The sequence below is a fragment of the Paenibacillus sp. LRG-1 genome, from assembly GCF_057220305.1.
On record NZ_CM170126.1, the window covers coordinates 3,625,780 to 3,648,880 of the forward strand.

24 protein-coding genes are annotated in these 23,101 nt (G+C 46.9%); 3 read left to right on the forward strand and 21 right to left on the reverse strand.

The features are described from left to right. Positions 1 to 119: 119 nt before the first annotated feature. The 12 genes from ACUUJN_RS16115 to ACUUJN_RS16170 all read right to left on the reverse strand — a co-directional run bounded on the left by ACUUJN_RS16115 (position 120) and on the right by ACUUJN_RS16170 (position 13,437). Complete coding sequence (locus tag ACUUJN_RS16115) at positions 120 to 2,408, reverse strand: thiamine pyrophosphate-dependent enzyme (protein ID WP_484668704.1); 2,289 nt, start codon at positions 2,406 to 2,408, stop codon at positions 120 to 122. Then, positions 2,408 to 3,421 carry a 2-oxoacid:acceptor oxidoreductase family protein gene (locus tag ACUUJN_RS16120; RefSeq protein WP_338532523.1) on the reverse strand — a complete coding sequence of 338 codons (1,014 nt, stop codon included), beginning with the start codon at positions 3,419 to 3,421 and terminating at the stop codon, positions 2,408 to 2,410. Before ACUUJN_RS16120 ends, ACUUJN_RS16115 begins: the two co-directional genes overlap by 1 nt. A gap of 251 nt (positions 3,422 to 3,672) precedes the next feature. Continuing rightward, positions 3,673 to 4,107, reverse strand: a complete 435-nt coding sequence (locus ACUUJN_RS16125) for a peptidylprolyl isomerase (RefSeq protein ID WP_013310775.1) — start codon at positions 4,105 to 4,107, stop codon at positions 3,673 to 3,675. A 163-nt stretch (positions 4,108 to 4,270) separates the two neighbouring features. Then, positions 4,271 to 5,638, reverse strand: coding sequence for a diaminopimelate decarboxylase (gene lysA / locus ACUUJN_RS16130; RefSeq protein WP_418026301.1), 1,368 nt, complete (start codon positions 5,636 to 5,638; stop codon positions 4,271 to 4,273). Positions 5,639 to 5,748: 110 nt separating this feature from the next. After that, on the reverse strand, positions 5,749 to 7,443 hold the full coding sequence (locus tag ACUUJN_RS16135) for a spore germination protein (protein ID WP_028540616.1): 1,695 nt from the start codon (positions 7,441 to 7,443) through the stop codon (positions 5,749 to 5,751). 26 nt (positions 7,444 to 7,469) lie between these two features. Beyond that, a complete protein-coding gene (locus tag ACUUJN_RS16140) occupies positions 7,470 to 7,892 on the reverse strand; it encodes a stage V sporulation protein AB (protein ID WP_023989211.1) in 423 nt (140 codons plus the stop codon). Continuing rightward, on the reverse strand, positions 7,889 to 8,542 hold the full coding sequence (locus ACUUJN_RS16145; protein ID WP_053325683.1) for a stage V sporulation protein AA: 654 nt from the start codon (positions 8,540 to 8,542) through the stop codon (positions 7,889 to 7,891). The genes ACUUJN_RS16140 and ACUUJN_RS16145 overlap by 4 nt, the downstream gene beginning before the upstream one ends. A 176-nt stretch (positions 8,543 to 8,718) precedes the next feature. Next, the gene (gene sigF, locus ACUUJN_RS16150; RefSeq protein WP_023989213.1) at positions 8,719 to 9,474 is read right to left on the reverse strand and encodes an RNA polymerase sporulation sigma factor SigF; all 756 of its coding nucleotides are present in this window, start codon (positions 9,472 to 9,474) and stop codon (positions 8,719 to 8,721) included. A gap of 11 nt (positions 9,475 to 9,485) precedes the next feature. Continuing rightward, positions 9,486 to 9,941, reverse strand: coding sequence for an anti-sigma F factor (gene spoIIAB, locus ACUUJN_RS16155; protein ID WP_023989214.1), 456 nt, complete (start codon positions 9,939 to 9,941; stop codon positions 9,486 to 9,488). Continuing rightward, positions 9,938 to 10,291 carry an anti-sigma F factor antagonist gene (gene spoIIAA, locus ACUUJN_RS16160; RefSeq protein ID WP_013310782.1) on the reverse strand — a complete coding sequence of 118 codons (354 nt, stop codon included), beginning with the start codon at positions 10,289 to 10,291 and terminating at the stop codon, positions 9,938 to 9,940. Before spoIIAA ends, spoIIAB begins: the two co-directional genes overlap by 4 nt. A 96-nt stretch (positions 10,292 to 10,387) precedes the next feature. Further along, the gene (locus tag ACUUJN_RS16165) at positions 10,388 to 11,581 is read right to left on the reverse strand and encodes a D-alanyl-D-alanine carboxypeptidase family protein (protein ID WP_484668705.1); all 1,194 of its coding nucleotides are present in this window, start codon (positions 11,579 to 11,581) and stop codon (positions 10,388 to 10,390) included. A gap of 212 nt (positions 11,582 to 11,793) precedes the next feature. Further along, entirely contained in the window at positions 11,794 to 13,437 is a 1,644-nt protein-coding gene (locus ACUUJN_RS16170) for a glycosyl hydrolase family 28-related protein (RefSeq protein WP_076264834.1), read from the reverse strand. Positions 13,438 to 13,642: 205 nt separating this feature from the next. Here ACUUJN_RS16170 and ACUUJN_RS16175 point away from each other — a divergent pair, with 205 nt between their 5' ends. After that, positions 13,643 to 14,854: an O-antigen ligase family protein gene (locus tag ACUUJN_RS16175; RefSeq protein WP_028540613.1), complete on the forward strand. Its 1,212-nt coding sequence runs from the start codon at positions 13,643 to 13,645 to the stop codon at positions 14,852 to 14,854. 123 nt (positions 14,855 to 14,977) lie between these two features. Here ACUUJN_RS16175 and ACUUJN_RS16180 read toward each other — a convergent pair whose 3' ends face one another. The 7 genes from ACUUJN_RS16180 to ACUUJN_RS16210 all read right to left on the reverse strand — a co-directional run bounded on the left by ACUUJN_RS16180 (position 14,978) and on the right by ACUUJN_RS16210 (position 20,585). After that, positions 14,978 to 15,802 carry a purine-nucleoside phosphorylase gene (locus ACUUJN_RS16180; protein ID WP_013310786.1) on the reverse strand — a complete coding sequence of 275 codons (825 nt, stop codon included), beginning with the start codon at positions 15,800 to 15,802 and terminating at the stop codon, positions 14,978 to 14,980. Positions 15,803 to 15,874: 72 nt separating this feature from the next. Then, positions 15,875 to 16,819 (reverse strand): site-specific tyrosine recombinase XerD, encoded by a 945-nt coding sequence (xerD, locus tag ACUUJN_RS16185; protein WP_484668706.1) that lies wholly within the window; start codon positions 16,817 to 16,819, stop codon positions 15,875 to 15,877. A 105-nt stretch (positions 16,820 to 16,924) separates the two neighbouring features. Continuing rightward, a complete protein-coding gene (locus ACUUJN_RS16190; protein WP_023989220.1) occupies positions 16,925 to 17,167 on the reverse strand; it encodes a YqzK family protein in 243 nt (80 codons plus the stop codon). 166 nt (positions 17,168 to 17,333) lie between these two features. Further along, positions 17,334 to 17,831 carry a ferric iron uptake transcriptional regulator gene (fur, locus tag ACUUJN_RS16195; RefSeq protein WP_023989221.1) on the reverse strand — a complete coding sequence of 166 codons (498 nt, stop codon included), beginning with the start codon at positions 17,829 to 17,831 and terminating at the stop codon, positions 17,334 to 17,336. A 99-nt stretch (positions 17,832 to 17,930) separates the two neighbouring features. Then, positions 17,931 to 18,584 (reverse strand): stage II sporulation protein M, encoded by a 654-nt coding sequence (gene spoIIM / locus ACUUJN_RS16200; RefSeq protein WP_053325687.1) that lies wholly within the window; start codon positions 18,582 to 18,584, stop codon positions 17,931 to 17,933. 188 nt (positions 18,585 to 18,772) lie between these two features. Then, the gene (locus tag ACUUJN_RS16205) at positions 18,773 to 19,969 is read right to left on the reverse strand and encodes an endonuclease Q family protein (protein WP_254347635.1); all 1,197 of its coding nucleotides are present in this window, start codon (positions 19,967 to 19,969) and stop codon (positions 18,773 to 18,775) included. A gap of 4 nt (positions 19,970 to 19,973) precedes the next feature. After that, entirely contained in the window at positions 19,974 to 20,585 is a 612-nt protein-coding gene (locus ACUUJN_RS16210) for an NUDIX domain-containing protein (protein WP_076264831.1), read from the reverse strand. A gap of 125 nt (positions 20,586 to 20,710) precedes the next feature. Here ACUUJN_RS16210 and mciZ point away from each other — a divergent pair, with 125 nt between their 5' ends. After that, positions 20,711 to 20,854 (forward strand): Z-ring formation inhibitor MciZ, encoded by a 144-nt coding sequence (gene mciZ / locus ACUUJN_RS16215; protein WP_076159536.1) that lies wholly within the window; start codon positions 20,711 to 20,713, stop codon positions 20,852 to 20,854. A 71-nt stretch (positions 20,855 to 20,925) separates the two neighbouring features. Here mciZ and ACUUJN_RS16220 read toward each other — a convergent pair whose 3' ends face one another. Next, a complete protein-coding gene (locus tag ACUUJN_RS16220) occupies positions 20,926 to 22,059 on the reverse strand; it encodes a tripeptidase T (RefSeq protein WP_279832650.1) in 1,134 nt (377 codons plus the stop codon). Positions 22,060 to 22,144: 85 nt separating this feature from the next. Here ACUUJN_RS16220 and prli42 point away from each other — a divergent pair, with 85 nt between their 5' ends. Continuing rightward, positions 22,145 to 22,249, forward strand: coding sequence for a stressosome-associated protein Prli42 (gene prli42 / locus ACUUJN_RS16225; protein ID WP_023989226.1), 105 nt, complete (start codon positions 22,145 to 22,147; stop codon positions 22,247 to 22,249). Positions 22,250 to 22,370: 121 nt separating this feature from the next. On the opposite strand, the gene lipB is transcribed toward prli42, so the two are convergent. Next, entirely contained in the window at positions 22,371 to 23,069 is a 699-nt protein-coding gene (gene lipB / locus ACUUJN_RS16230; RefSeq protein WP_068941567.1) for a lipoyl(octanoyl) transferase LipB, read from the reverse strand. Between the last annotated feature and the right edge of the window lie 32 nt (positions 23,070 to 23,101).

Genomic DNA, 23,101 nt, shown 5'->3' on the forward strand with positions numbered 1-23,101 from the left:
TGCTTGAACCCATAAACGACAAAAAAGATTCTTTGCGCAATAAGCGCAAAGAATCTTGATCGAACCACTACAGTAACAGCGGCTAACAATGCTAATCGATGATTATGCAAAAAACAGAATTATAGCTCTGAAATTTCATGTTTCTTTTTCAGGGTAGTCCAGCGACGCTCAATCTCCTGCTCAAAGGTAGCCAGCGTAGCCTCTTCCTTGAGAAGATGCTTCGTTTTACCCATTAATTTCAACCATTCTGCAGCTGGAATCCGTTTTCCCTTGTCTTCCGGATTATACGTAATCGTCGTACTGCCTTGCTCTATTTCGTACAAAGGAAAGAAACAGGACTCGACTGCGGCGCCCACAATGCTGGTGCCCAGTCTGTCTTCGGATTTCCAATTCAGCGGGCAGGCGCACAGGATCTTACCATAGGCCGTACCCACGTTGTTCGCATACCATTGAGCTTTGGCTGCTTTACGCAGCATATCCTGCGGATGACTTTCAGCTGCTGTAAAAGCATACGGAATGTTACAAGCAGCCATGATTTGCACGGTATCCTTGTGATGCCCTTGCTTTCCTTTTTGCATTTTCCCTACACCCGACGTACTGGTCATGTGACCGAGCGGAGTGGAGTACGATTGCTGTGAACCTGTATTCATGTACCCTTCGTTATCATATTCCAACATGATCAGCTTATGATTACGCAGAGCCGCACCAATCGCAGAACCCATACCAATATCCATCCCACCGTCACCACTGATCATGATAAAGGTCGGATCGTCCGACATCTCAATTTCATTGCGGCGCTTCATTTCCATATAAGCTTCCAGCGCTCCCGAAAGTGTAGCAGCCCCGTTTTGAAAAAGATTGTGGATCATCGGTTGTTTGTGTGATGTATATGGATACCCTGTCGTCGTCACATATACGCAGCCTGTCTGGAACAGCACGACAATATCCCCTTCAATACCTTTGAAAAACAGTTCCAGCGCAGACAATGCCCCACATCCTGGGCAAGCCCCGTGACCTGGTGTAAGACGGCGTGGTTTGGTCGTCAACGATCGCAGGGGTGGTACCTTGACTTTGAGCTTCCCGGTCGCCTCGTCCGGCGTAACCTGAATCAGACCCGTACGGTATGCATTGCCACGTGGCGGTTGCATAACTTGCGGCATCACCTTGTCCGGTGAACCCGGATTAATTCCGTAATAATCAAAGGACTTCTCGGCTCGTCCGGCCTCTGCCGCCTCAATCGCAAGCTGGAAGAACGCCTCTGCATCTTCCGCATAAAAATCCTTGCCGCCCAAGCCAAATATACGACTCAACACGAGTGTCCGGTTCAGCGGGTCCTCCTGCAAGGCCGCTTTAATTTCATGCGTTAAATTACCACCGTCTGCCCCATACGAATCTGCACGTTCACCTACCAGCAGCGCCTTGACATCGCGTAATGCTTCCCGCAGTTGTGCGGCTGGGAACGGTCGGATGATATTCGGACGTATCACACCAGCTTTAATCCCGCGCGCGCGGAGTTGATCCGCCACATCCTTGGCCGATTCAGCCGCCGAATTCAACAGGAATACCGCGACCTCAGCATCCTCCATATGATACAGATCCAAAATCGGGTATTCCCGACCGGATAAAGCGGCATATTCTGCTGCTACCTGCTCATATACTCCTTCTGACAGCTTCAGTGCTTCGGATAGCTGAACATGATTATTCGTCAGGTCATCACCGTTCATATGCGCACCCACGGTAACAGGATGATCAAAATCCGTAATATTCGGATAATTCAAGTTCGGGTTAGGACCTACAAAACCGCGCACGGTCTCAGCATCGGCAAAATATTGCACTTTACGTTTTTGATGGGACGTATAAAAACCGTCATATGCGACCATTACAGGCAGCCGAACATCGCTATGCTCTGCGATTTTTAGTGCCATGATGTTCATATCATACACAGCCTGTGGTGTACTTGCCGTCAAAATGACCCAGCCTGTATTCAAACCATAGTACAGGTCCGAATGATCCCCGCGAATATCCAGGGGACCACTAACAGCTCGTGTCACCAGATTCATAACCATTGGAAAACGGGTACCTGACTGAACAGGTAACTGCTCCAGCATGTACAGGAAACCTTGCGAACTAGTGGCGTTCACAACCCTCGCTCCCGCTGCGGCAGCTCCATAACAAATCCCTGCCGATCCGTGTTCTCCGTCTGCTGCAACCAGCTTAATATTATGCTGACCTCTCGTTCTCATCTGATCCAGATACTGCGCTACCTCGGTAGATGGAGTAATCGGGAAATATCCCATCATATGATAATTAATCTGCGCAGCCGCCGTAGCTGCCATTTCATTACCGGATTCGAACGTTGTCACTTGCGCGGCGCCTGTCTGTTTGAGTTCTTCCTCCAGTTTTGCCATTACGCACGCCCTCCTTCATATGCCGGAAATTGGTGGGCAACTCGATTCTGTTCCGCCCATCCCCATTGTTCGCGACGCGAGCTTAATGCCCCCGACGGGCAAATATCTACACATTTCAGACATCCTTTGCAATACTGGTAATCAATTCCTTGCAAAAATGCCATCATTCTTCCGCGTTTGTCTGCTTGCTCTTCCCATACAAAACAGTAATCCGGGCAAATCGAATCACACTTGGCACAATGGGTACATTTATCAGCTTCATATTCAGGCACATATCCCTGACGTGAACCACTAACATCTCTCGTCATGCTGTTTCCCTGAGTTGCAATAACGCCCCCCAGTAGTTGGGTTTCGTATCCCAGCAATGGCTGCGGACGTTCAAAAACCCGATCCTCTGCGTCATCAGTAACCGGATATACGTGCAGTTCCATTTCATCATAACCACGGTTAAACGTACGCAGATTAGGTTCCACTAACAGTGGATTTTTCTTTTCAAAGGTACTGCGTATAACCGATCTCATCGCTTCCGGGTCCAGGAAATCACAGACACGGAACAAGGCACCGAGCATGGACGTATTTAGTTTGGTTCGCTCTTCCAGTGCGATGCCCATCGCATCCACCACCGCTAATGTACCGGATACCAGTCCCAAATCAGCCCGTATTTCTTCTGCTGGACGTGTGGAATTAACCACTACAATCCCATCCGCTGGCAGTCCGCTGATTACATTTACCGTTTTGTATAACGTTTCATGGAAAATGCCTACCACATGCGGTTGCTCAATCGGACTGTGATCCCGAATATCGACCTCTGGCTCACAGAAGCGGACGAAGCTTTTAACCGGAGTTCCCTTTTTTTCCGAACCGTAGGACGAAAAATTTGAAGCATTCAGCCCCAGACCAAGCACCCCGGTTTCGGCCAACATTTTGCCAGCCAGATTAGCGCCGAGTCCACCAATGGATTCCAGCCGGATTTCAAAAAATCCGAGTCGATTTGTGCGCGTTAAAATAGACAATGTGATAAGCCCCCTTCTTTTCCAATCCTTACTGAGTTTGAATACTCATATAAAATAAATGGAAAATGCATTCTTATGAAAAGGCTATCACAACACTTACTTTTCGAATGTGATCTTACGCACTGTAATGCCTACGTGATTGCGAAAATCAATAAACCGTCAAACAAAAGACAACAAAAGCCGCCCTGTCCAAAGACAGAACGGCTTAGGTGCAACGCTATTTAAAAAAGATCATGTAATTAACGGTAAAATTACACGTCAAATACTTTAACCTCTTTCATTTTGTCGCCTTGTTTTACAGCATCAATGAATTCCATACCTTTGGTTACTTTACCAAATACAGTATGTACTCCATCTAAATGTGGTTGTGGAGCGTAGCAGATAAAGAATTGGCTGCCACCTGTGTTGCGACCTGCATGAGCCATGGACAGAACGCCTTTGGCATGCTTTGTTGTATTCGTAGCTGTTTCACAGTCAATCGTGTAACCAGGACCGCCTGTACCGTTACCGATTGGACAACCACCTTGAGCCACAAAGCCCGGAATGACACGGTGGAAGCTCAAACCGTTGTAATAACCGCTGTTTGCCAGCTTTTCAAAGTTAGCAACGGTGTTTGGAGCTTCTTCTGGGAAAAAGTCAATTTCGACGATACCGCCGTTTTCAAGATCTATTCTACCTTTTTTCATTGTTTGTATCTCCTTTTCAACCTGTTTTGAGAACTAAATAACATCAAGTTCCAGTTTACTATGAATTGCCGCGCTTAGCAAAGTCTTGTCCAAAAAAAAAGGGCCATTGTCCTCGGTGTATTATTACCGACTCAATGGCCTGCTTGATCTTACAATGCTAAAATCAGGACGAAACCGTAATCTTGGCGTTAGGCTGAACCGCCGGACTGGCTTGATCACGAATCAAGCGCTGTGGCACAACATCGTTGCGTACGATATCCTCGTAGGTTTCCCGACGCACCACCAACTCGGCCTCACCGTTGTTGACAAATACAACTGCTGGTCGACGTATTCGGTTATAATTACTCGCCATGGAGTAATTGTAGGCTCCGGTTGAGGCAACAGCGAGCAAGTCGCCGCTATTTATACGAGGCAGCTCTACATCCCAAATAAGCATATCGCCGCTTTCGCAGCATTTGCCCGCAATGGACACCGTCTCTTCGTCCGTATCCTGCGCTCGATTAGCCAGCATCGCTTCATACTTGGCCTGATACAGTGCAGGACGTGGATTATCTGTCATCCCGCCATCTACCGAGACATATTTACGTACCTGCGGAATATCCTTGATGCTTCCTACCGTATATAAGGTCGTGCCTGAATCGCCTACAATACTGCGTCCCGGCTCAATCCAAATTTCTGGAAGTTCATCGTAAAGTCCTGAAAAATAGGTTTTCACCGCTTCGCCGATAGCCTGCACATAGGTGGATACTTTCAGCGGTGTGTCCTCCTCTGTGTAGCGAATGCCAAATCCCCCACCCAGATTAATCACTTTGAAAGAAAACTGAAGCTGTTCTTTAATTTCTCTGGAAAAAGCTGCAACCCGTTCAGCAGCCATTTGAAAGCCATTCACTTCGAAAATTTGCGAACCGATATGAGAATGTACCCCTAACAGGTTAAGATGGTCCAGCTCGATAGCCTGTTCCACTGCTTGGCGTGCTGTACCATTCCCAATGTCAAAGCCAAATTTCGAATCTTCTTGACCTGTGGCCATATATTCATGCGTATGCGCCTCAACCCCTGGTGTAACACGCAGTAAGATATTCACCTGCTGTTCTTTCTCGGAGGCAAGGGCCTGCAACAAATGCAACTCCATTTCGCTATCAACGACGAAGCAGCCAATTTGCGCATCTAACGCCATTTCAATTTCTTCCGGTGTTTTGTTATTGCCGTGAAAATGGATTCGCTCTGCCGGGAACCCTGCTTGTAGCGCAGTAAACAATTCTCCACTGGAAACTACGTCAAGCGACATCCCTTCTTCAGCAGCTAAAGCACACATCGCCATAACACAAAAGGCTTTGCTTGCATAAGCAACTTGAAACTTCAATCCGGTTTCACGAAAAGCTTCTATGAATTCCCGGCAGCGCCGGCGGACTAACTGTTCGTCAACAATATATAGCGGCGTGCCAAAACGCTCTTTCAAAAGCGTTGTATCACAACCGCCGATCTCCAAATGTCCATTGCTGTTAATTTTACTGCTTCCATGCAAATACATGTTCTGGCGCCTCTCTTTCTGGAACAAGCTAGTCATATTCCATCGAATGTTTACACCAGTATAGCAAAAAAAACATCAAGAACAATGGATTTTTATGCAGATCATTTATATTAATGCTCCTGTCCATTGCCTGAGTTCGAATCTGTGTCGGCATCCGTATGGGGCATACGCGTATTGTCCCTCGTTTTGTTAGATGACGGGCGGTTAGGCGCATCTAGTACAGGCATACGGAACAAGATGGAAGCTAACGCTTTGGCATTAAAAGGAATGAACGGCCACAAATACGAAGAATTATATGACCGATGCAGCGTCAGCATCAAAATGATCAGTGTCGTACCCACGACAAAGCCCGGTACGTGAAAAATTGCAACAGCAACCAGCAGGAATAGTCGAATCAGTCTATTCGCTAACCCCAGCTCATAGCTCGGTGTTGCGAACATTCCTATGGCAGCGACAGCCATATACAGCACGACCTCATTCACGAAAAGTCCCGTCTTAACCGCTATATCACCGACCAGAATCGCTGCGATCAAGCCCATAGCGGAAGCCAGTGGTGTCGGAGTATGCACAGCCGCCATTCGCATTAGATCGACCCCTAGTTCTACAATGATAAACTGGGCAATCAGCGGAAGATGTGCTTCCTTTTGAGGACCAATAAAATCAAGAAACGCCGGTTTTAATTCTGGATTGATGACCATTAGCAGCCACATCGGAAGCAGAAACATCGAGGCGAATATACCTATAAAACGTACCCACCGCAAATAACTTCCCATAAAAGCGGTTTGCCGATTCTCTTCTGCATGCTGACACAAGTCAAAAAAAGTGGTAGGCAAAATCATCACGCTGGGTGAGGTATCGACGAAAATAACGAGCCTTCCTTCCATGATATGCGATGCCACGACATCTGGTCGCTCCGAATATCGTACTAATGGATATGGATTCCAACCTTTATTGATAATCGTCTCCTCTAATTGCTTGTCGGCCAGCGGAATACCATCCAAATTAACATTTTTAATTTTGTCTCGTACAGTATCCACCATCACCTTATCCACAATATCGTCAATGTAACCCAAACATACGTCTGTTCGGGTTCGACGTCCGACCTGCATAGCCTCAAATTTAAGCCCTGGGTCGCGCAAACGCCGGCGCACCAGACCTACATTTGTAAGCATTGTTTCAGTAAACCCGTCGCGAGCACCGCGCACAACCCGCTCCAAAGAAGGTTCCTCCGGATTACGCACCGGGTAATTACGAGTATCCAGAATAAGGGAAAAACGCTCGCCTTCCATGAAAAAGGCACTCAGTCCCGTCAGCACCTTGTTAATGACCACAGACATCTTATCCGTCTTCTCCACCTGAATATGTGGAATAAAATTTTCAAAATACGCTTGTAGTCCATCCGAAGAGAGATCATCCGGCGTCAGATAGGTGAGCCGCTTTAGCACTTCAAGCATGATCTGATCCTTCGCAAAGGAATTTAGGAACAGATATCCGGTATGACGCCCACCCAGTGTCATTTCCCTGAATACGACATCAAAGGTCTCCCCCAAACCTAATACTGTTTCAAGTGTATTCTTATTATCCTTCATCCTCGGCGATATATCATCTTCGGCCTGCCAGTAGCGAACGGACTCCTCTACGTTATCAGACCGCTCACTCTCTTTTTTGTGTTTAAAACGTGCTGATTCCTGCGCCTGCTTTTTCTGCCATGGACTCAACTCTTCTCCGCCGGTATGGTTTTCCTTTCCAATTCCCCCGTCTTCTTGATGCTGCTCCTGATGCTCTTGATCCGCTCTGTGATCCATATTCCTTGCCCCCTTCGCTTTCGTTGTTAACGGTTGTATACAAACCAGTCAAATAAGGAACCCGTCACCTTGCCAAGCACCATTGCCATCAACAGACCGAGCATATACACGGTCATGTGGAGTCGCTTGGCGAGTATAGGCAGGAGATTCAATACCTCCGTTAGAGCCGCGGCGAGCAAGCCAATAAACACTCCGCAAAATAACCCAGGTATCCATGTAAATATGCCCGGTAGTGGCAAGCAAATGTTCCAAAAATCGACCACAGTTCCCAGTACTGAGCCTACAATCATTGCCTTTTCGTATGCACGTGATTTTTTATACGTACGGGTAAGTTGTGCTAATCGCGGCATGATATCCAGCACAATAAAAAAAGCAATTACACCGCTACCCACCGCAAGGCCCCCAGCAATACCTAAAATAATCTGAAGTGCAGCCTGTACAAATATCATGGTTTCTTATCCTTTGTCTGCAGAAGGGCCATCTTTTCATATTCCTCTGCCACAACATACTGATCCACATTTTCCTGATACAGATACATTTCCACCTCCAGCGGCGTCGGCTCCTCGTTCCAATTTTTCTTGAACAAGTGATTAAAAAAAACGATCATGCCAAAGCCGATGCCGATCGAGTAAGCAATTTGAAACAGGTACGGATGCTCATCCTTATGTCCCGTAATCATCTCCACAATCCGAACCTGTACCTCCATCATGCTAACGTCGGCATGAAAATTCATAATTGTCAGCGCAGAGCCAAAAAACAGAAGCACCCATACCAAAACAAACAGTATTTTGGACGGCTTACGGGGTTTCTCCACAAGTTCCACAAGTACATGCGGCTTCCCGAGAGATTCAACTACGACCCCCGGAATATGATCTCTAATTTTTGCTATAATCTGCAGCATGTCTATCAGTATCAGATTACCGTCCTGGTGCTGCGGCCGCTTGAGAACAAGCTCAAGCAAATCCTTTTCCCATTCAGGATTAGTCAGCAGTTGGGCTACATCACCCAAATGTAAATCCTGCCCTTGTATCATGCGGACACGGCTGCGGAGCCGCAAGTAGACAATAGGAGCTACTGTAGGAGCCGGACTATGAGTCATCCGATCCCCTCCTTATCCTCGTAATTATCGATTAGTATGGAACGAAGCAAGGAAACCTATTCTGTGTATTGTCTTTTATCCCACGCAAAAAAGAGTACCCCTTGCCATTAAAATGGCTTTGGAATACCCTTTAGTAATACGTAAGCATAAGGATTTCACTAAGATCCTGACTGTTATTATTGGGCAATCTGATCGCGGATCAGTTGTAAAATCTTTTTTTCCAGCCGTGATACCTGCACCTGAGAAATACCAAGCCGACTTGCAACCTCTGATTGAGTCTGATCCCGGTAGTAGCGCAGGTACACAATCAACCGCTCCCGCTCAGATAGTCCGCCAATGGCCTCATTGAGTGCCAGCTTGTCGAACCATCTTTCCTGTGATTCGTCAGCAATCTGATCCATAAGTGTAATCGGATCACCGTCATTTTCGAAAACCGTTTCGTGAATTGAAGTAGGCGGCTTATTGGCCTCCTGCGCAAAAACAACATCCTCCGGTGTCACTCCCAGCTCATCAGCAACTTCCTTGACTGTAGGCAGGCGGTTGAGTCGTTTGGATAGCTCGTCCTTCATTTTGCGGACCTTATTGGCCGTTTCCTTCAAGGAACGGCTAACCTTGAGTGTACCGTCATCACGCAGAAACCGTTGAATCTCACCGATAATCATCGGTACTGCATATGTTGAAAATTTGACTTCGTAGCTGAGATCGAATTTATCCACCGATTTTAACAAGCCGATGCAACCAATTTGAAAAAGATCGTCAGGTTCATACCCCCGGTTCATAAAGCGCTGCACGACAGACCAGACGAGCCGGATATTACTATTGACCAGTGTCTCACGAGCCTCATTATCACCAGATTGACTCAGTGCAATAAGCCGCTTGACTTCCGCATCCTCCAAATAGCTGTGCGAAGTTTTTTTTCCTCCTGCTTCCATAGGATCAACTCCTAATTATATAAAGCTTTCTTGGATTCAATCCTTTTCTTCATCCGGACCGACGTGCCTCCGCCCGGCTCACTGACTGCTTCAAACTCATCCATGAAATTTTCCATAATCGTAAAGCCCATGCCGGAGCGTTCCAATTCAGGTTTGGACGTATATAGAGGTTGCTTGGCTAGCTCTATATCCTCAATTCCTCGCCCTGCGTCCTCAACAACCAACGTGATCACGTCCGCTTCAATCCCGACTTTGATCGTTACGACACCTGACGGGTCGCTGTCATAGCCGTGAATAATACTGTTTGTCACCGCTTCAGACACCACGGTTTTCAAATCGCTCAGCTCATCCATTGTGGGATCAAGCCTAGAAATAAAGGCCGCGACAGCCACGCGAGCAAATGCTTCATTCTCCGATTTGGCAGCAAACTGCAAGCTCATGAAATTGTTTCCCGTGCCTTCTCTCATGACACAACCTCCAGTTCCGTGAGCGCATTTCCCTCGTTGTCATATATGGGCATGATTTTGAACAGCCCTGACATATCCAGCAGTCGGTGTACTGGCGGATTGACATCACAGACTGCCATTTTTCCGCCCTTTTGCTTGATCAGTTTGTACCGTCCCAAGATAACGCCAAGGCCGGAGCTATCCATAAACTGAAGATTCTTCAGGCTGAGCACAATATGCTCGCATTGCCGGCGCTGAATCGCCTCGTCCATTTGCATACGGACCATGTCCGACGTATGGTGATCAAGCTCACCAGACAGCCTTACAATCAGTACCCCCCGGTGATGCTCCATTTCAATTTGCAGGTTCATGCTTACTCACTCTCCTCCCGGTCTTGGACAAGGATTTCTACGTAGCCGCAGACGATTCCTGCCCTCCGACAAAACTAGAAGAAAACCCCGTAAAATCTACAAAGAAAATAGGTTCGACATGGTACGTTTAAACAATTTCCACCATCCGGCCTTTTCGATAGCCACAGGCGAAGTGATATTAAACTCCTTAAGCCGTTGTCCATCCTGATAGACGACCAGCTTACCGATTGGGTCACCAGCCCGGACAGGAGCTTTGAGGCTTGGGGCCAGTTGCAATTCATGACGCAACGTTTGTTTGTTGCCACCTTTTTTCACCAGTACACTGTAAGAACGGTCAGCCTGAATTTTCAGCTCTGGCAATACGCCTTTTTCAACTTTTACGCTGCCCAGCAATTCACCCGGCTTGTATATGGATTTCATTGTATATTGAGAAAATGCATAGTCGAACATGGAAGATACTTCATTGTTACGTATCTTCGTATTTGGCTCCCCGAGCACCACAGCTACGACACGCAAGCCATCACGCTTCGCAGTAGCGGAAAGACAGAACTTTGCTTCTGCCGTATAGCCTGTTTTCAGCCCGTCTGCTCCAGTATAGAAACGGACAAGCTTATTCGTATTCACCAGCCAAAAGGGTTTGACTGAGGATTTGCGCAAATAGTCCTGATAGGCTCCCGTATATTTCGTAATTTGCGGGTATTTCAACAACTCTCGGCTCATAACCGCAATATCATGCGCAGAAGAATAGTGATTCTCTACGGGTAAACCGTTGCAATTGGCAAAATGCGTATCCTTGAGCCCGAGCTGCTGCACCTTCGCATTCATCATCTCGACAAAAGCCTGTTCAGATCCTGCAATTTTCTCAGCCATCGCCACAGAGGCGTCGTTGCCGGAAGCCATTGCAATTCCCTTCAGCATCTCATCGACCGTCATTTCTTCACCGGGCTCCAAGAAAATTTGCGAGCCTCCCATTGAAGACGCATATTCGCTGGCCCGAACTTTATCGGTCAGCTTGAGCTTGCCATCTTGAATAGCCTCCATTGTCAGCAACATCGTCATAATCTTGGTGATGCTCGCTGGAGGAAGCTTTTCACGACTGTTTTTTTCATAGATGACTGTCCCCGTATCTGCGTCCATCAGGATCGCCGAGAGAGCCTCGGGAGCCAGCTCAGCCGCTGATCCCTCTTTGGTTTTGCTTTCAGGTCTGCTTTCTTCGGCCCAACCGCCGACAGGGACGGCAGTCAAGGCTACCAGACAAGCCAGGATGAACGCCACCACTTTTTTCTTCACAATCGGTTCCCTCCTCAACATATTGGCGTAAAGCACCGGAGCCCATTTACTTACCCCTCCGGCCTATTCGCGTGCTGCTAACCATTGTCGTCAGAATGAAAGAAAAATATTCCATATGAATAAAAACATCAAATAGCACCAAGCTGACTCAGCATGGTGCGCATATTCCAATATATAAATGACAGAACATCTATCGTCTGTGAAATAATTGTTTAAATTCGGCTTATAGTGAGATATGTGATTCCTCCACCGGGTAGAATATCCATCGTATTTTGACTGAACACCCGTATATCAATAAAAGAATTCGCTTCCAGTCTAAGTTCCATTGCTCCACTCAATGCACTATAGTTCAGTCCGCCAATTACCCTATCATCGAGATAAGCATAGGCGGAACTCCCGGCAAGCTGCTCATCATTCAGATGAAGTGCAAGCCGTGTACGATTGCCATCCACTTGAGGATCGGTCGAAATGTAGACTTGTATTCTGTATTTCCCAGCTCGCTTGGCTCGCCATCGGCTATTCACCGCATCGAATTCGATCAGCTCATCATGGTTGATTTGATTAAACTTCACCTTCTGCCAGCTACCTGCGGGAAGATTTTGCCTTGCTCCCAGGTAGGCTTTAACAAAGGTTTCGTCCAAATGCTCAATCCCGTTGTTTGAGTATTTCTCGACAAGCAGCAAAGCCTGCCCTGTCCCATTATTCTCGTCATAACGATTATTGCTATAGCTAAAATCCAAATGTGAGCGAAGTGTCACCTGCTGTGTGGAAGAGCTACCAGAGAAAGAAATAAGCTGCTTTAGATTACGGGGATACCCTCCCACCTCGTCCACCAAAACTTTTTTGCCAATGACCACATCCACAAAATAGTTACATACGGATTGGGTGTCATCGAATTTGTCCGCTATCGCTAAAATGGAGTCACGCAAGGCCACATTTTTTGTTTCTTTGGTAGCACCAATTTGAATAAAAGAAGGCACTGTCATCTTATGCTCTCTGCTTAGTCCCTCAAACCAGCAACCTATAAATTCAGCGTTCATAAAATCATTAATTAGAATGGGAATATCATTGGAGCTTCCATCCTTAATGTGCTGGCTAGCCAAAAATCTGGCCCCATTGGAGCTATTCAGATCCAATGCCGTATCGTTCCCCAATGTAAAAAGCGCTATGCTAGTAAACTGTGAACTTCTGTTCTGCAAGTGAATCCCTGTTTTATTGTAATTAATCTCCGTGCATTTAAATAAATTCACATCACTTTCATAGCCCCAAAAAGCCGTTTCAAAATGCTCAATTAGGACGTTATCCAGGACAACTCCGCCACCCTTCCAATCCTGAATACCCAAAGTACCTTTGCCATAATATCCACGCTTCACTGACTGCGAAAACGGATTATTTAATGTGCCTATGTCAGCCCCCTCGTACCGGATCGATAAGTCATGAAACTGCACATTTTGATATCCGCTAAACGATGGTAGACTTTCATCTCCAATTTGAAAACAAGGACCCGTACCATAATATTCAATCGACGTAACACCTTTGCCTTGTCGGTATCTGCCCTTATGAATGCCAAAAATGCGCACACCCTGCTTGCGAATCTGTAAGGTAGAGGTTATTTTGTATCGTCCACTGGGGATGTGAAGAATGGAATAATCGGGGGTCTTATTAATCAATTCCTGTAAAGCTGCCGTGTCATCCTGAATACCATCACCAGCAGCTCCAAACCAGCTTACGTTTACACTTCGTTCAATGAATTCTTTTTCAATGGTTTTAAAATTTTCATTTAATTGCTGCGGCGTTAACTCTTTGCCCGTACCACTCAAATTCAACTTCAAACGGTCTGTAAAATGATCCGCCACCCGAACACCCCCATGTTTAAAAACGTAAAAAGTTCCTTTTTTGACCAAGTCGAAGAATTCTTCATTTTCTTAGCATGGACTGAGTATATGCACAAGAGGGCTTGCTCTAGGCTTGAGAAAAATGAAAATAAATATTTTATTATTATTGTACAAGAAGATACGTTTTGTATATTATAGATACATAATGTATCTAGGTGGTGAAATCGTGAAACATGTACTTACAGTAGCTGGTTTACTGGCTTTTTCGATTCCTTATGCTTGTCAGGGTTTGTCCCCCAGAGTTATCACGATTTCCGTGCTTATCCTGTTGTTCAGCTATACCATGCTACTACCTTCACTAAAGTCATTGATCGCAACCTTAGCCGACAATCCGTTACTGACTCTACTCACGCTGTACATCGCTGCCTCCTGCTTATGGGCTGAACAAGAACAGACCTCTTCCTTGCTGATGGTTCTCAAATTCCTTGCCTTCTCTACCTTTGGGCTCTATTTGGTCACCCATTATACAACTCAGGGCTGCATTCGCCTCTTAGTCGTTACGTTAAGTATTTTGAGCATACTCAATCTACTCGCCGTTTTGCTCGTTCCCTCCTTTGCCATTCATGGTGGAGTAGAACATACTGGGCTATGGAAGGGCATCTCTGGTCATAAAAATACACTTGGAACTCTCTCTCTGTTAAGTTTTGTTTCACATGTCATTTATTTTTTCAGGGGTAAACGTAAAGTTTTGCATATTGGCTTTATCTTACTCAATGCCCTATTGCTCATCGAGTGCCAATCTACCACCTCTTTGGTACTGACATCTTCGCTCTTCGTATTTATATTGTTTATACTGCTATTCAAGAGAATCCGAAGCATTGCGTTGCGCGGTTTCTTCATTAGCTGTTCCTGCTTGCTCGTTCTTTTGGGTTTGGTACTCACCTTTACTTATGGAGATGCGATTGCGTCGGAATTCGGAAAAACAACGACCTTAACTGGAAGAACGGAAATCTGGCAGGGGATTGGTGGTGCTATTCAGAGCCATTACTGGTTCGGACATGGTTACGGCTCCTACTGGGCAGCCCGACCCAGTATCTATGCGAACGGCATCCGATTTGATCTGACAAGCAGCCATAGCGGTTTCCGTGATCTGTGGATCGATGTGGGCCTTACAGGACTACTGGCAACAATTACACTCGCCATAACAACTTTATTTAAATTCAGAATTGGCAAAGCAGATATGTATACATGGCTGACGGCAGTGGTTTTTTTCCTATTTATTGTATTGAACAATATAACGGACAGCCGTTTCCTGAACTCGCTAGCCATTTACTGGATCATTTTTATGGTTATTGTGATCAAGGTGCAAGAACGACATAAACTGGCTGTAGCAGAAAAAGCGAATTCAACTGCATTGAGCACACCCCCTCTTCATTAGGAGATCATACTCAGCTCAACCGCTGATGGAAAAAAGAACCCCATACCCACGCCATCAAAAGGCGATCGGATATGGGGTTCTTGGGATATATGTCCACCGCTTCGGTTGAACATGATCCCCAATCTACATTTGTGGAATAATCGCTAGCACAAGTTTTAAAAATTGCTCACGTACTTTCTCTGCCGTCTCCATCACTTCACCATGGGACAAAGGCTGATCCAGAATGCCTGCGGCCATATTCGTGATACAGGAGAAGCCCAGTACCTCAATACCTGCATGACGGGCTACAATAACCTCAGATACGGTCGACATACCCACCGCATCTGCACCCAGTGTACGTAGCATAACGATTTCAGCAGGCGTTTCATAGTTAGGCCCCAGCAATCCAGCATATACACCTTCTTGCAGACTGAAGCCTTGTTGGTTAGCCGTTTGCTTGGCAATTTCACGCAAGCGGCGGCTGTACGCCTCCGACATGTCTGGAAAACGAACGCCCAGACCAGCATCGTTCGGTCCGATCAATGGATTTTGTCCTGTCAGATTAAGATGATCCGAGATGACCATCAGATCGCCTGCTTCGTAGGAAGTATTTACACCACCTGCTGCATTCGTCACCAGCAGACTTTGAATCCCCAATTGCTTCATCACCCGAACTGGGAAAGCCGTCAGCTGCGGGCCATAGCCCTCATACATATGAAAGCGCCCTTTCATCATGACGACAGCGCGACCTTCAATCGTGCCTAATAGTAATTCTCCCTCGTGACCTTCTACCGTCGATACAGGAAAATGGGGAATATCCTGATAAGGAATACTAATTCCATCCTGAATTAAATCGGCCAGAATACCGAGACCTGATCCCAGAATAAGACCAATCTCTGGACGTATTCCGCTCTTGGCACGGATATAATCTGCTGCTTCCTGAATTGTAGCTTGGTTGGCTGTTGACATTAATATCTCTCCTGACTTGTACAATCGTAAAGTTATAGTCATTATCACATTTTCTATGAAAGCAAAGTATCGTTACATTCGATCTTTGCTTTCATGAGAAGTGCGGTTGCCGCCGTGCGGGTGATGCTTTTCATATACTTCCTTCATATTCCGTCTGGCCGTCTGCGCATATACCTGCGTCGTTGACAGATCAGCATGACCCAGCATTTCCTGTACAGAGCGTAAATCCGCTCCGCCCTCCAGCATATGTACCGCAAAGGAATGCCGCAACGTGTGGGGCGTGATATCCTCGCTTATGCCTGCTTCCTGGCCGTACTTCTTAATCATTTTCCAGAAGCCCTGTCTACTGAGACGCTGACCAGATACGTTCAGGAACATGGCTTCCTGCTCTACCTGAGCTTCTTCACCCTGCCCGGATCTCAGCAATAATAGACGCTGCTCGTCCATGTAGGCTTGTGCCCACTGTGATGCCTCACGGCTGATCGGTACAACACGCTCCTTGCCTGCCTCGCCGCCACAGTGCACAAAGCGCAGATCGGTGCGGACATCACGCACGTTTAGGGCAATCAGCTCCGATACACGAATGCCCGTCGCATACAGCAACTCCAGCATCGCCTTGTCTCGCACCCCTTGCGGGGCAGTCACATCCGGCGCGTCCAGCAAACGCTCTATCTCATCTTGCGTTAGCACCGAGGGCTTCTTTTTAGTCGCTTTGGGCAGCTCCAGCAGAACGGACGGATCGTGGATCGTAATTCCCTCCCGAATAAGAAAATGAAAAAAGGAGCGAATGGAGGCGACGCTACGTGATATCGTCGCCGCAGCTTTTCCCTGTTCCTTCAAACGGCCCAAATACAGTACCAGATGTGACCGTTGGACGTTATCCGGCTGCTCAATACCACAGCTTTCTGCGAACTCGGCAAACTGCTGTACGTCCCGTTGATACGCTTCCAATGTGCTGTGCGACAAACCTTTTTCCTCTTCCATATATTGAACGAAAGGTTGAATGTACATTTTCATGAGTTCCAAAAGTCTCCTTGTTCTGCATACAACGGTTCAGTCTCAGCGTCTGCTTCTTCGTGTGCTGCGTTCATATCATAAGCTCATCAAGACCTATTACTTAGACTATTCACCATACCAGTAAAAGAAACGTAAACGTTCCAACACTGCTATTCGATGCTCGGACCCTTCATTTACTTTTTGCCCGCCAAATACCTTAACTGCATGTCCTTCCGGTATTCGGTAATGATCTACAGGTGTTATCCAATCTGTAAACAGCCTGAGGCTATAAAAGAACATACATGCCAGCACCCCGAACAATATTACTAAACGCAGCCATTTTAGTCCTCTCCGCAACGATAGTACCATGTGAATCAGCCGCCTTTTCCCCAGAATATAGTCCCTAATAGGACTCTCTATGGAAGGGTATGACAAGCTATTCCTTTTTATTCCGCTTAATCCCGAACAACAGATTCCGAACCAAAAAAGCTCTCCCGAACGCATCTTCGTCGGTGAGAGCTTGGGTAGTCAGCTTTTAGTCCTGAGATTTGTGTTTTCTGGATTTGCCCAAAGATTTCTGAGCCGTCGTATCGTTCTTCGCCTTACAACGATAACAAATACCGTGGAAGTCCAAACGATGATCCACTACGGTAAAATTATATTCCCGTTCCAGACGCTCCTCCAATGGTCCAAGCCAATCTTCCAGTATTTCATCTACACTGCCACACTGCACACATATCAAATGGTGATGGTGATGTTTGGTTGTATCGCCGCGCAAATCATAACGCGCAACGCCATCACCAAAATTAATTTTCTCCACGACATGCAGTTCACTTAGCAGTTCTAGGGTACGGTATACGGTTGCCAGACCGATTTCGGGAGCTTTCTCTTTGACGAGCATAAATACATCTTCCGCACTCAGATGATCATCTTCGTTCTCAAGTAAAACTCTGACGGTGGCTTCCCGCTGAGGCGTTAGTTTGTAGCCCTGGGATTGCAGCTGCTGCTTAATTTTTTCGATCCGTGCTTCCATGTGTCTCCCTCCCCCTGCAAAGCTACTGCCTACTGCACTTTTTTCACTCCTATTATTATAGGGGGTCTATACAAATAAAGTCAAACATTTTGAAACGAATCAAGATGATATGGAAGCTGTCAGCATAGGAGTGACCCATTGCATCATTACCGGGGTGATCCAAGTTTCAAAGGACGCGCTACCGATAAGAAGCACCATCATCACAGCAGTCAATCCTGCATAAGACAGCAACGGACGCAGCATCCCGTCTGACGGCCGGGTAGCGAGTATTTTGGTTTTGATCATATGGATGGAAAAAGTCATCGCAGCCACGCTGCAGACGAGCAGTACCGGAATGACGAGCAGGTTATGAGGAGCAACTGAAACCAAAGAAAATAGCAGTCCTTTCCACGAATATTGCCCCACCATATAACCTACTGAAAATCCGATTAGCACACCCTTGAGGAAATTCAATACAAGAATGCCCGGCAGACCGATAACCGAAAGGCCACACACCCAAATTAGGCCGACCCATTTTAGATGTAAAGATACGCTATCCCAAAAGGTCGAAGCCGCCTGCGAATCAGCGAAGCCCTGTTCGTTTTGATTGACCGTTACAAAAAAATCCTTCAGGTAACGGGACAAATCCTGTAACTGCTCCAGCGAGAGTGCGTTAACCATAAGTGCGCCAAAGACGACTCCCACCAGAAACAGCACAGCCAAGAAAACATAATACGGCGTCTGATCTTTTAACGTATGACGAAACCATTGCATCGGCGTCCTGCCCCTTTCATCTGCTTGTTTGTCCAAAAAACAACCGTAATCCGACGGCTGATGGCTAGAAATGGGGCAGCTTTCACTGCAGATCAAGCATCACGAATGATGTGCCAAGCCAGCGGCATAGATAATTTATGGTTATGAACAAGCAGACGCTGATATGCCTTTAGAGGGACAAGACTTTACTAGGACTTAGCTATTTTGCCGTATGTTCCACCACCACCGGATACAAGCGACAGTCGCCCCTCGCGTGAAAGCACAATTTGCTCTGCTAGCACTTTTCCGACGACTGCTGCTAACTCCTCCTGCGTAACCTCATGTAAAATATTCATTTCTGTTCCAAATGCAACCAATAGCTGGTTCAGCTTGGCTTTGCCCAGACCTGGAATAAACTCCAGGGGAATCTGGTAAATGTACGGCGGACGATGGGAAGGAATCATGGACTGTTCACGGTCGGCAATGCTCCATATTCGATCCAGCACACCTCGCACCAGCTTGGTATGACCACAGTCAGGACAACGTTCATCCGCCATCTGTTGCTCGTCAATAATCGTACCGCAGCTTTGACAGTAAGAACGATGGTATTTGCCCAGTTTCGGATTTAATCCGTAGTTGGCACGCACCCGTCGTCCTTCCCGCCGCTCCAAAGCCATTCTGAATTCATCAAAACACGGCTTTGCCAGTGATAATTTGTTGTATTCTCGTCCGATTTTCCCAAGTGAATGGGCATCTGAATTCGTGAGAAAGCTGAAGCGATCCAGTTCCGAAATCAAACCGGCCATAGATGAATCTGCGCTCAGCCCCAGCTCCACCCCGCTAACGAGCTCCATATCCAGCAGTTCCTCCATACGGGCCGCTGAGCTGCCGTATATGCCCTTATGAGGAGTAAACACGTGCGCAGGCACCATAATGCCTCCACGTCCGTAAATTTGCTGCTGCAACTCGCGTGGCGGCGCATAGATTCGTTGTGAGCTAAGATTAACATTTTTCATATGCCGGGCCAGCCATTGGGTAAAATCCTCCATCGCCGCCAGATCTGGAAAATAGGCCAGTACGTGCGCCTCAGGACGACCTTCAGCACGTATTTCCAGCTCCGTGCCAAGGAGAATAACCGTATCCCGGTATGCGATACCGCCGCCGCTGATTTCCTTCATTTCACCCGTATGTAAATAGGTACGAATATCCTCCTGTACATTAGGTGCATGGCAGTCAATGATACCGATCAGCCCAATTCCTTTACGACCGGAGGCTTCCTTAGCTATGTTGGCAAAGGTCAGATCGCGGCTGCCACTAATTTTGACCGGATTTCCCTTCTCTGTTCTGCCAATATGAATATGCAAGTCTGCAAAGTAGTCGTTAAGTTCTACTATATTTTCATCCATCCGCTTAGAAGCTCCCTGTATGTTGGCGGTGTTGCCACGCATAGACGGCCAGAATCGTTTTGGCATCACTAATCCGTCCTTCACGAATAAGCGTCTGTGCTTCTTCCAGCGTCACCTCAAACAGCTCCAGAAATTCATCCTCATCCGGTTCCATCTCACCTAACTCCAGTTCTTCGGCCACATACAGATGGATGATTTCATCCGCAAAGCCAGGAGAGGTATAAAAGGAGTGTAGCAGCTTCAACGACTTGGCAGTATAACCTGTCTCTTCTCTCAGCTCACGCCCCGCTGCTTCCATCGGGTCTTCACCCCGCTCTAGCTTACCTGCAGGAATTTCTACCTCACAGCGCCCCATCGCCTGTCTGTACTGGTCCACGACCAGCATTTTCCCTTCATGTAGAGCCAAAACAGCCACCGCACCTGGATGCTTTACGATCTCACGCTTTCCAGTGGAGCCGTCGGGAAGCTCTACCGTGTCTACCTGTAATGTAATGACCTTTCCCTCAAAAATAGGCTGTGTGGACACGGTCTTTTCCTCCAGCGCAGGATTGGAATAAGGCTTGCAATGTGCATCGTTTGTTGGATTGTTCAATTGTCCGTTCGTTTGCTCGTTCATCGGTAAGTTTCCTCCTTCATATCTATCTTTCTTTATTAATTATCACCAAAGTTAGTCTAACTTGTCCACTTTGTACATATGCTGGTGGTAGGATAACAAACTTCCTGTCATGAGGAGATGCAGAAATGAAAAGCTACCGTACTGAAAGCACACTCCATATCGTTGGTAAAGCCTGGCAGATTCAAGCACTCTTGCGTCAGTGGCAAAAGGAACACGGACCTACCGCCACCATCGCTTCGCTAGCTGTTCCAAAAAAGGTTCAGGTCTAAAGACGAAGGAACGCTGTTCCTGTCTTTAACCTGAACCTTTTTTCAGTATGTTGCAAGTGTATGATACAAGTTTATTTTGTGGTTTCTTGAATCAGAGCTATGACAACTTCAGCAACCTTCACCAGGTCATCGGCCTTGATTTTTTCCTCTGTTGTATGGATGTTCTGGTAGCCCACAGCCAAATTCACCGTTGGAATTCCAAGCCCGTTGAATACATTAGCATCTGAGCCACCACCGGAATGGAAGGTCGACGTTGCCAGTCCCAGTCCTTGAATTGCACGCTGCGCAACCTGTACAACTTCGTCATGCTCCGTAAAGCTGAATGCTGGATAGATGACTTCACTGCGGAACTCTCCCTGTGCACCAAATTCGCGTGTGGTGGTTTCCAGCGCTTCACGCATATGCTGGATTTGATGATTAACCTTTTCCTGCACAATACTACGTGCCTCTGCACGGATCAATACAAAATCGCATACCACATTCGTCGCGCCGCCGCCCTCGAAACTGCCGATGTTAGCGGTCGTTTCCTTATCAATCCGTCCTAGTTTCATTTTAGAAATGGCTTTAGAAGCGACCTGAATGGCACTAATGCCATCTTCGGGATTTACCCCCGCATGAGCGGACTTCCCAGTTATCTTCATTTCAATACGTGCCTGCGTTGGGGCAGCTATACAAATAGAGCCAACTTCACCATTCGAATCCAAAGCATATCCGAAATCAGAATCTAGCACTTCCGGCTTCATCGCCCGTGCACCCATTAAACCAGATTCCTCGCCAGCCGTAATCACGAACTGGATTTGACCATGGGGAATATTCTGCTCGCGCACGACACGAATCGCCTCGAACAAAGCAGCAATTCCCGCCTTGTCGTCAGAACCCAGAATCGTTGAACCGTCACTACGAATCCAGCCATCCTCACCCAACTGTGGCTTAATGCCTTTACCCGGAGTAACGGTATCCATATGGCAGGTGAAAAATAATTTGGGTGCTTTCTCCACACCTTCCGCTTTCCAGGTGACGATCAGATTGCCTGAACCATGTCCGGTTCTTTCACGAGAATCGTCTTCCATTACTTCCAGCCCGAGTGCATTAAACTTTTCTTTTAGAACACGTGATATTTCCTGCTCATTTTTCGTTTCACTATCCACCTGTACGAGTTCCATAAATTCCTGTACGATTCGGTCTTTTACTACTTTTACTGTCATTAAACTTTCCTCTCTTTCCCGATTACGCTACAATACGGATAGATGTTCTTATCTATGACTTAAACCTATCCTAAAGGAGTTACACATGTCGAACAAAAAATGGGTTCGTTTTTTCGTCTACATTATGCTCGCAGCTATGATTGGTTCTACGCTGTTCATGGTAATTGAGCCGTTTATTATGCCACTATAATAACTATACCGCTCAAGGTATCCGGCTGCTCTAAGGAACTATTGAAGCCTTGAGTGGACGAGCTGTTACGTAAAGCAAACAGGCGGGCTTTCGTGTACATACACAATAGCCCGCCTTACCTTTATTGGAAAGAATGCGTTTGCCATTGCGCAGCAAATGAAAATTGCTGTTCAAAGAACGGTACAATTTCCTTCGCAATCTGCTCCACCGACATAGGCTTCTGTATGCAGTCCTCCAATGATGTCACACCGTATTCCTGAATTCCGCACGGGACAATGCCCTCAAAGCCCTCATGCTGTATCCCTGATTTGATGTTAAAGGCAAAGCCATGGCTGGTTACGAAGCCCCGACGGTGCTTACACTTGTTGAATTTGACGCCAATGGCCGCAATTTTTAGATTCCCGATCCATACCCCCGTATATTCAGGCTTACGGCTTCCCTCAACCCCATAAGATGCCAACAACTGGATGATCACTTCTTCCAGACTTCGAAGGTATCCGTGCAGATTCAGCGCCTCCCGGTTGCCGAGCATAAGTAGAGGATATCCGACAAGCTGCCCCGGCCCATGATATGTAATGTCTCCCCCACGGTCAATCTGAAAGACGCTGATTCCCTGCTCCTTCAGTTGCTCTGGTGTGAGGAGCAAATGTTCAGGATGCCGCTGAGATCCAATCGTATAGGTCGGCGGATGCTGGAGAAGCATAAGCGTTTCTCTTGCCTCTCCCGCATCCAGCTTTCCCACAATCTCCTTCTGGACATCCCATGCATGGGCATATTCCATCCTATTCGTATAGGTTACATCAAGCGGTCGTCTGTTCACGGCCTATCACTTCCTCTCCGTACATTTCCCCC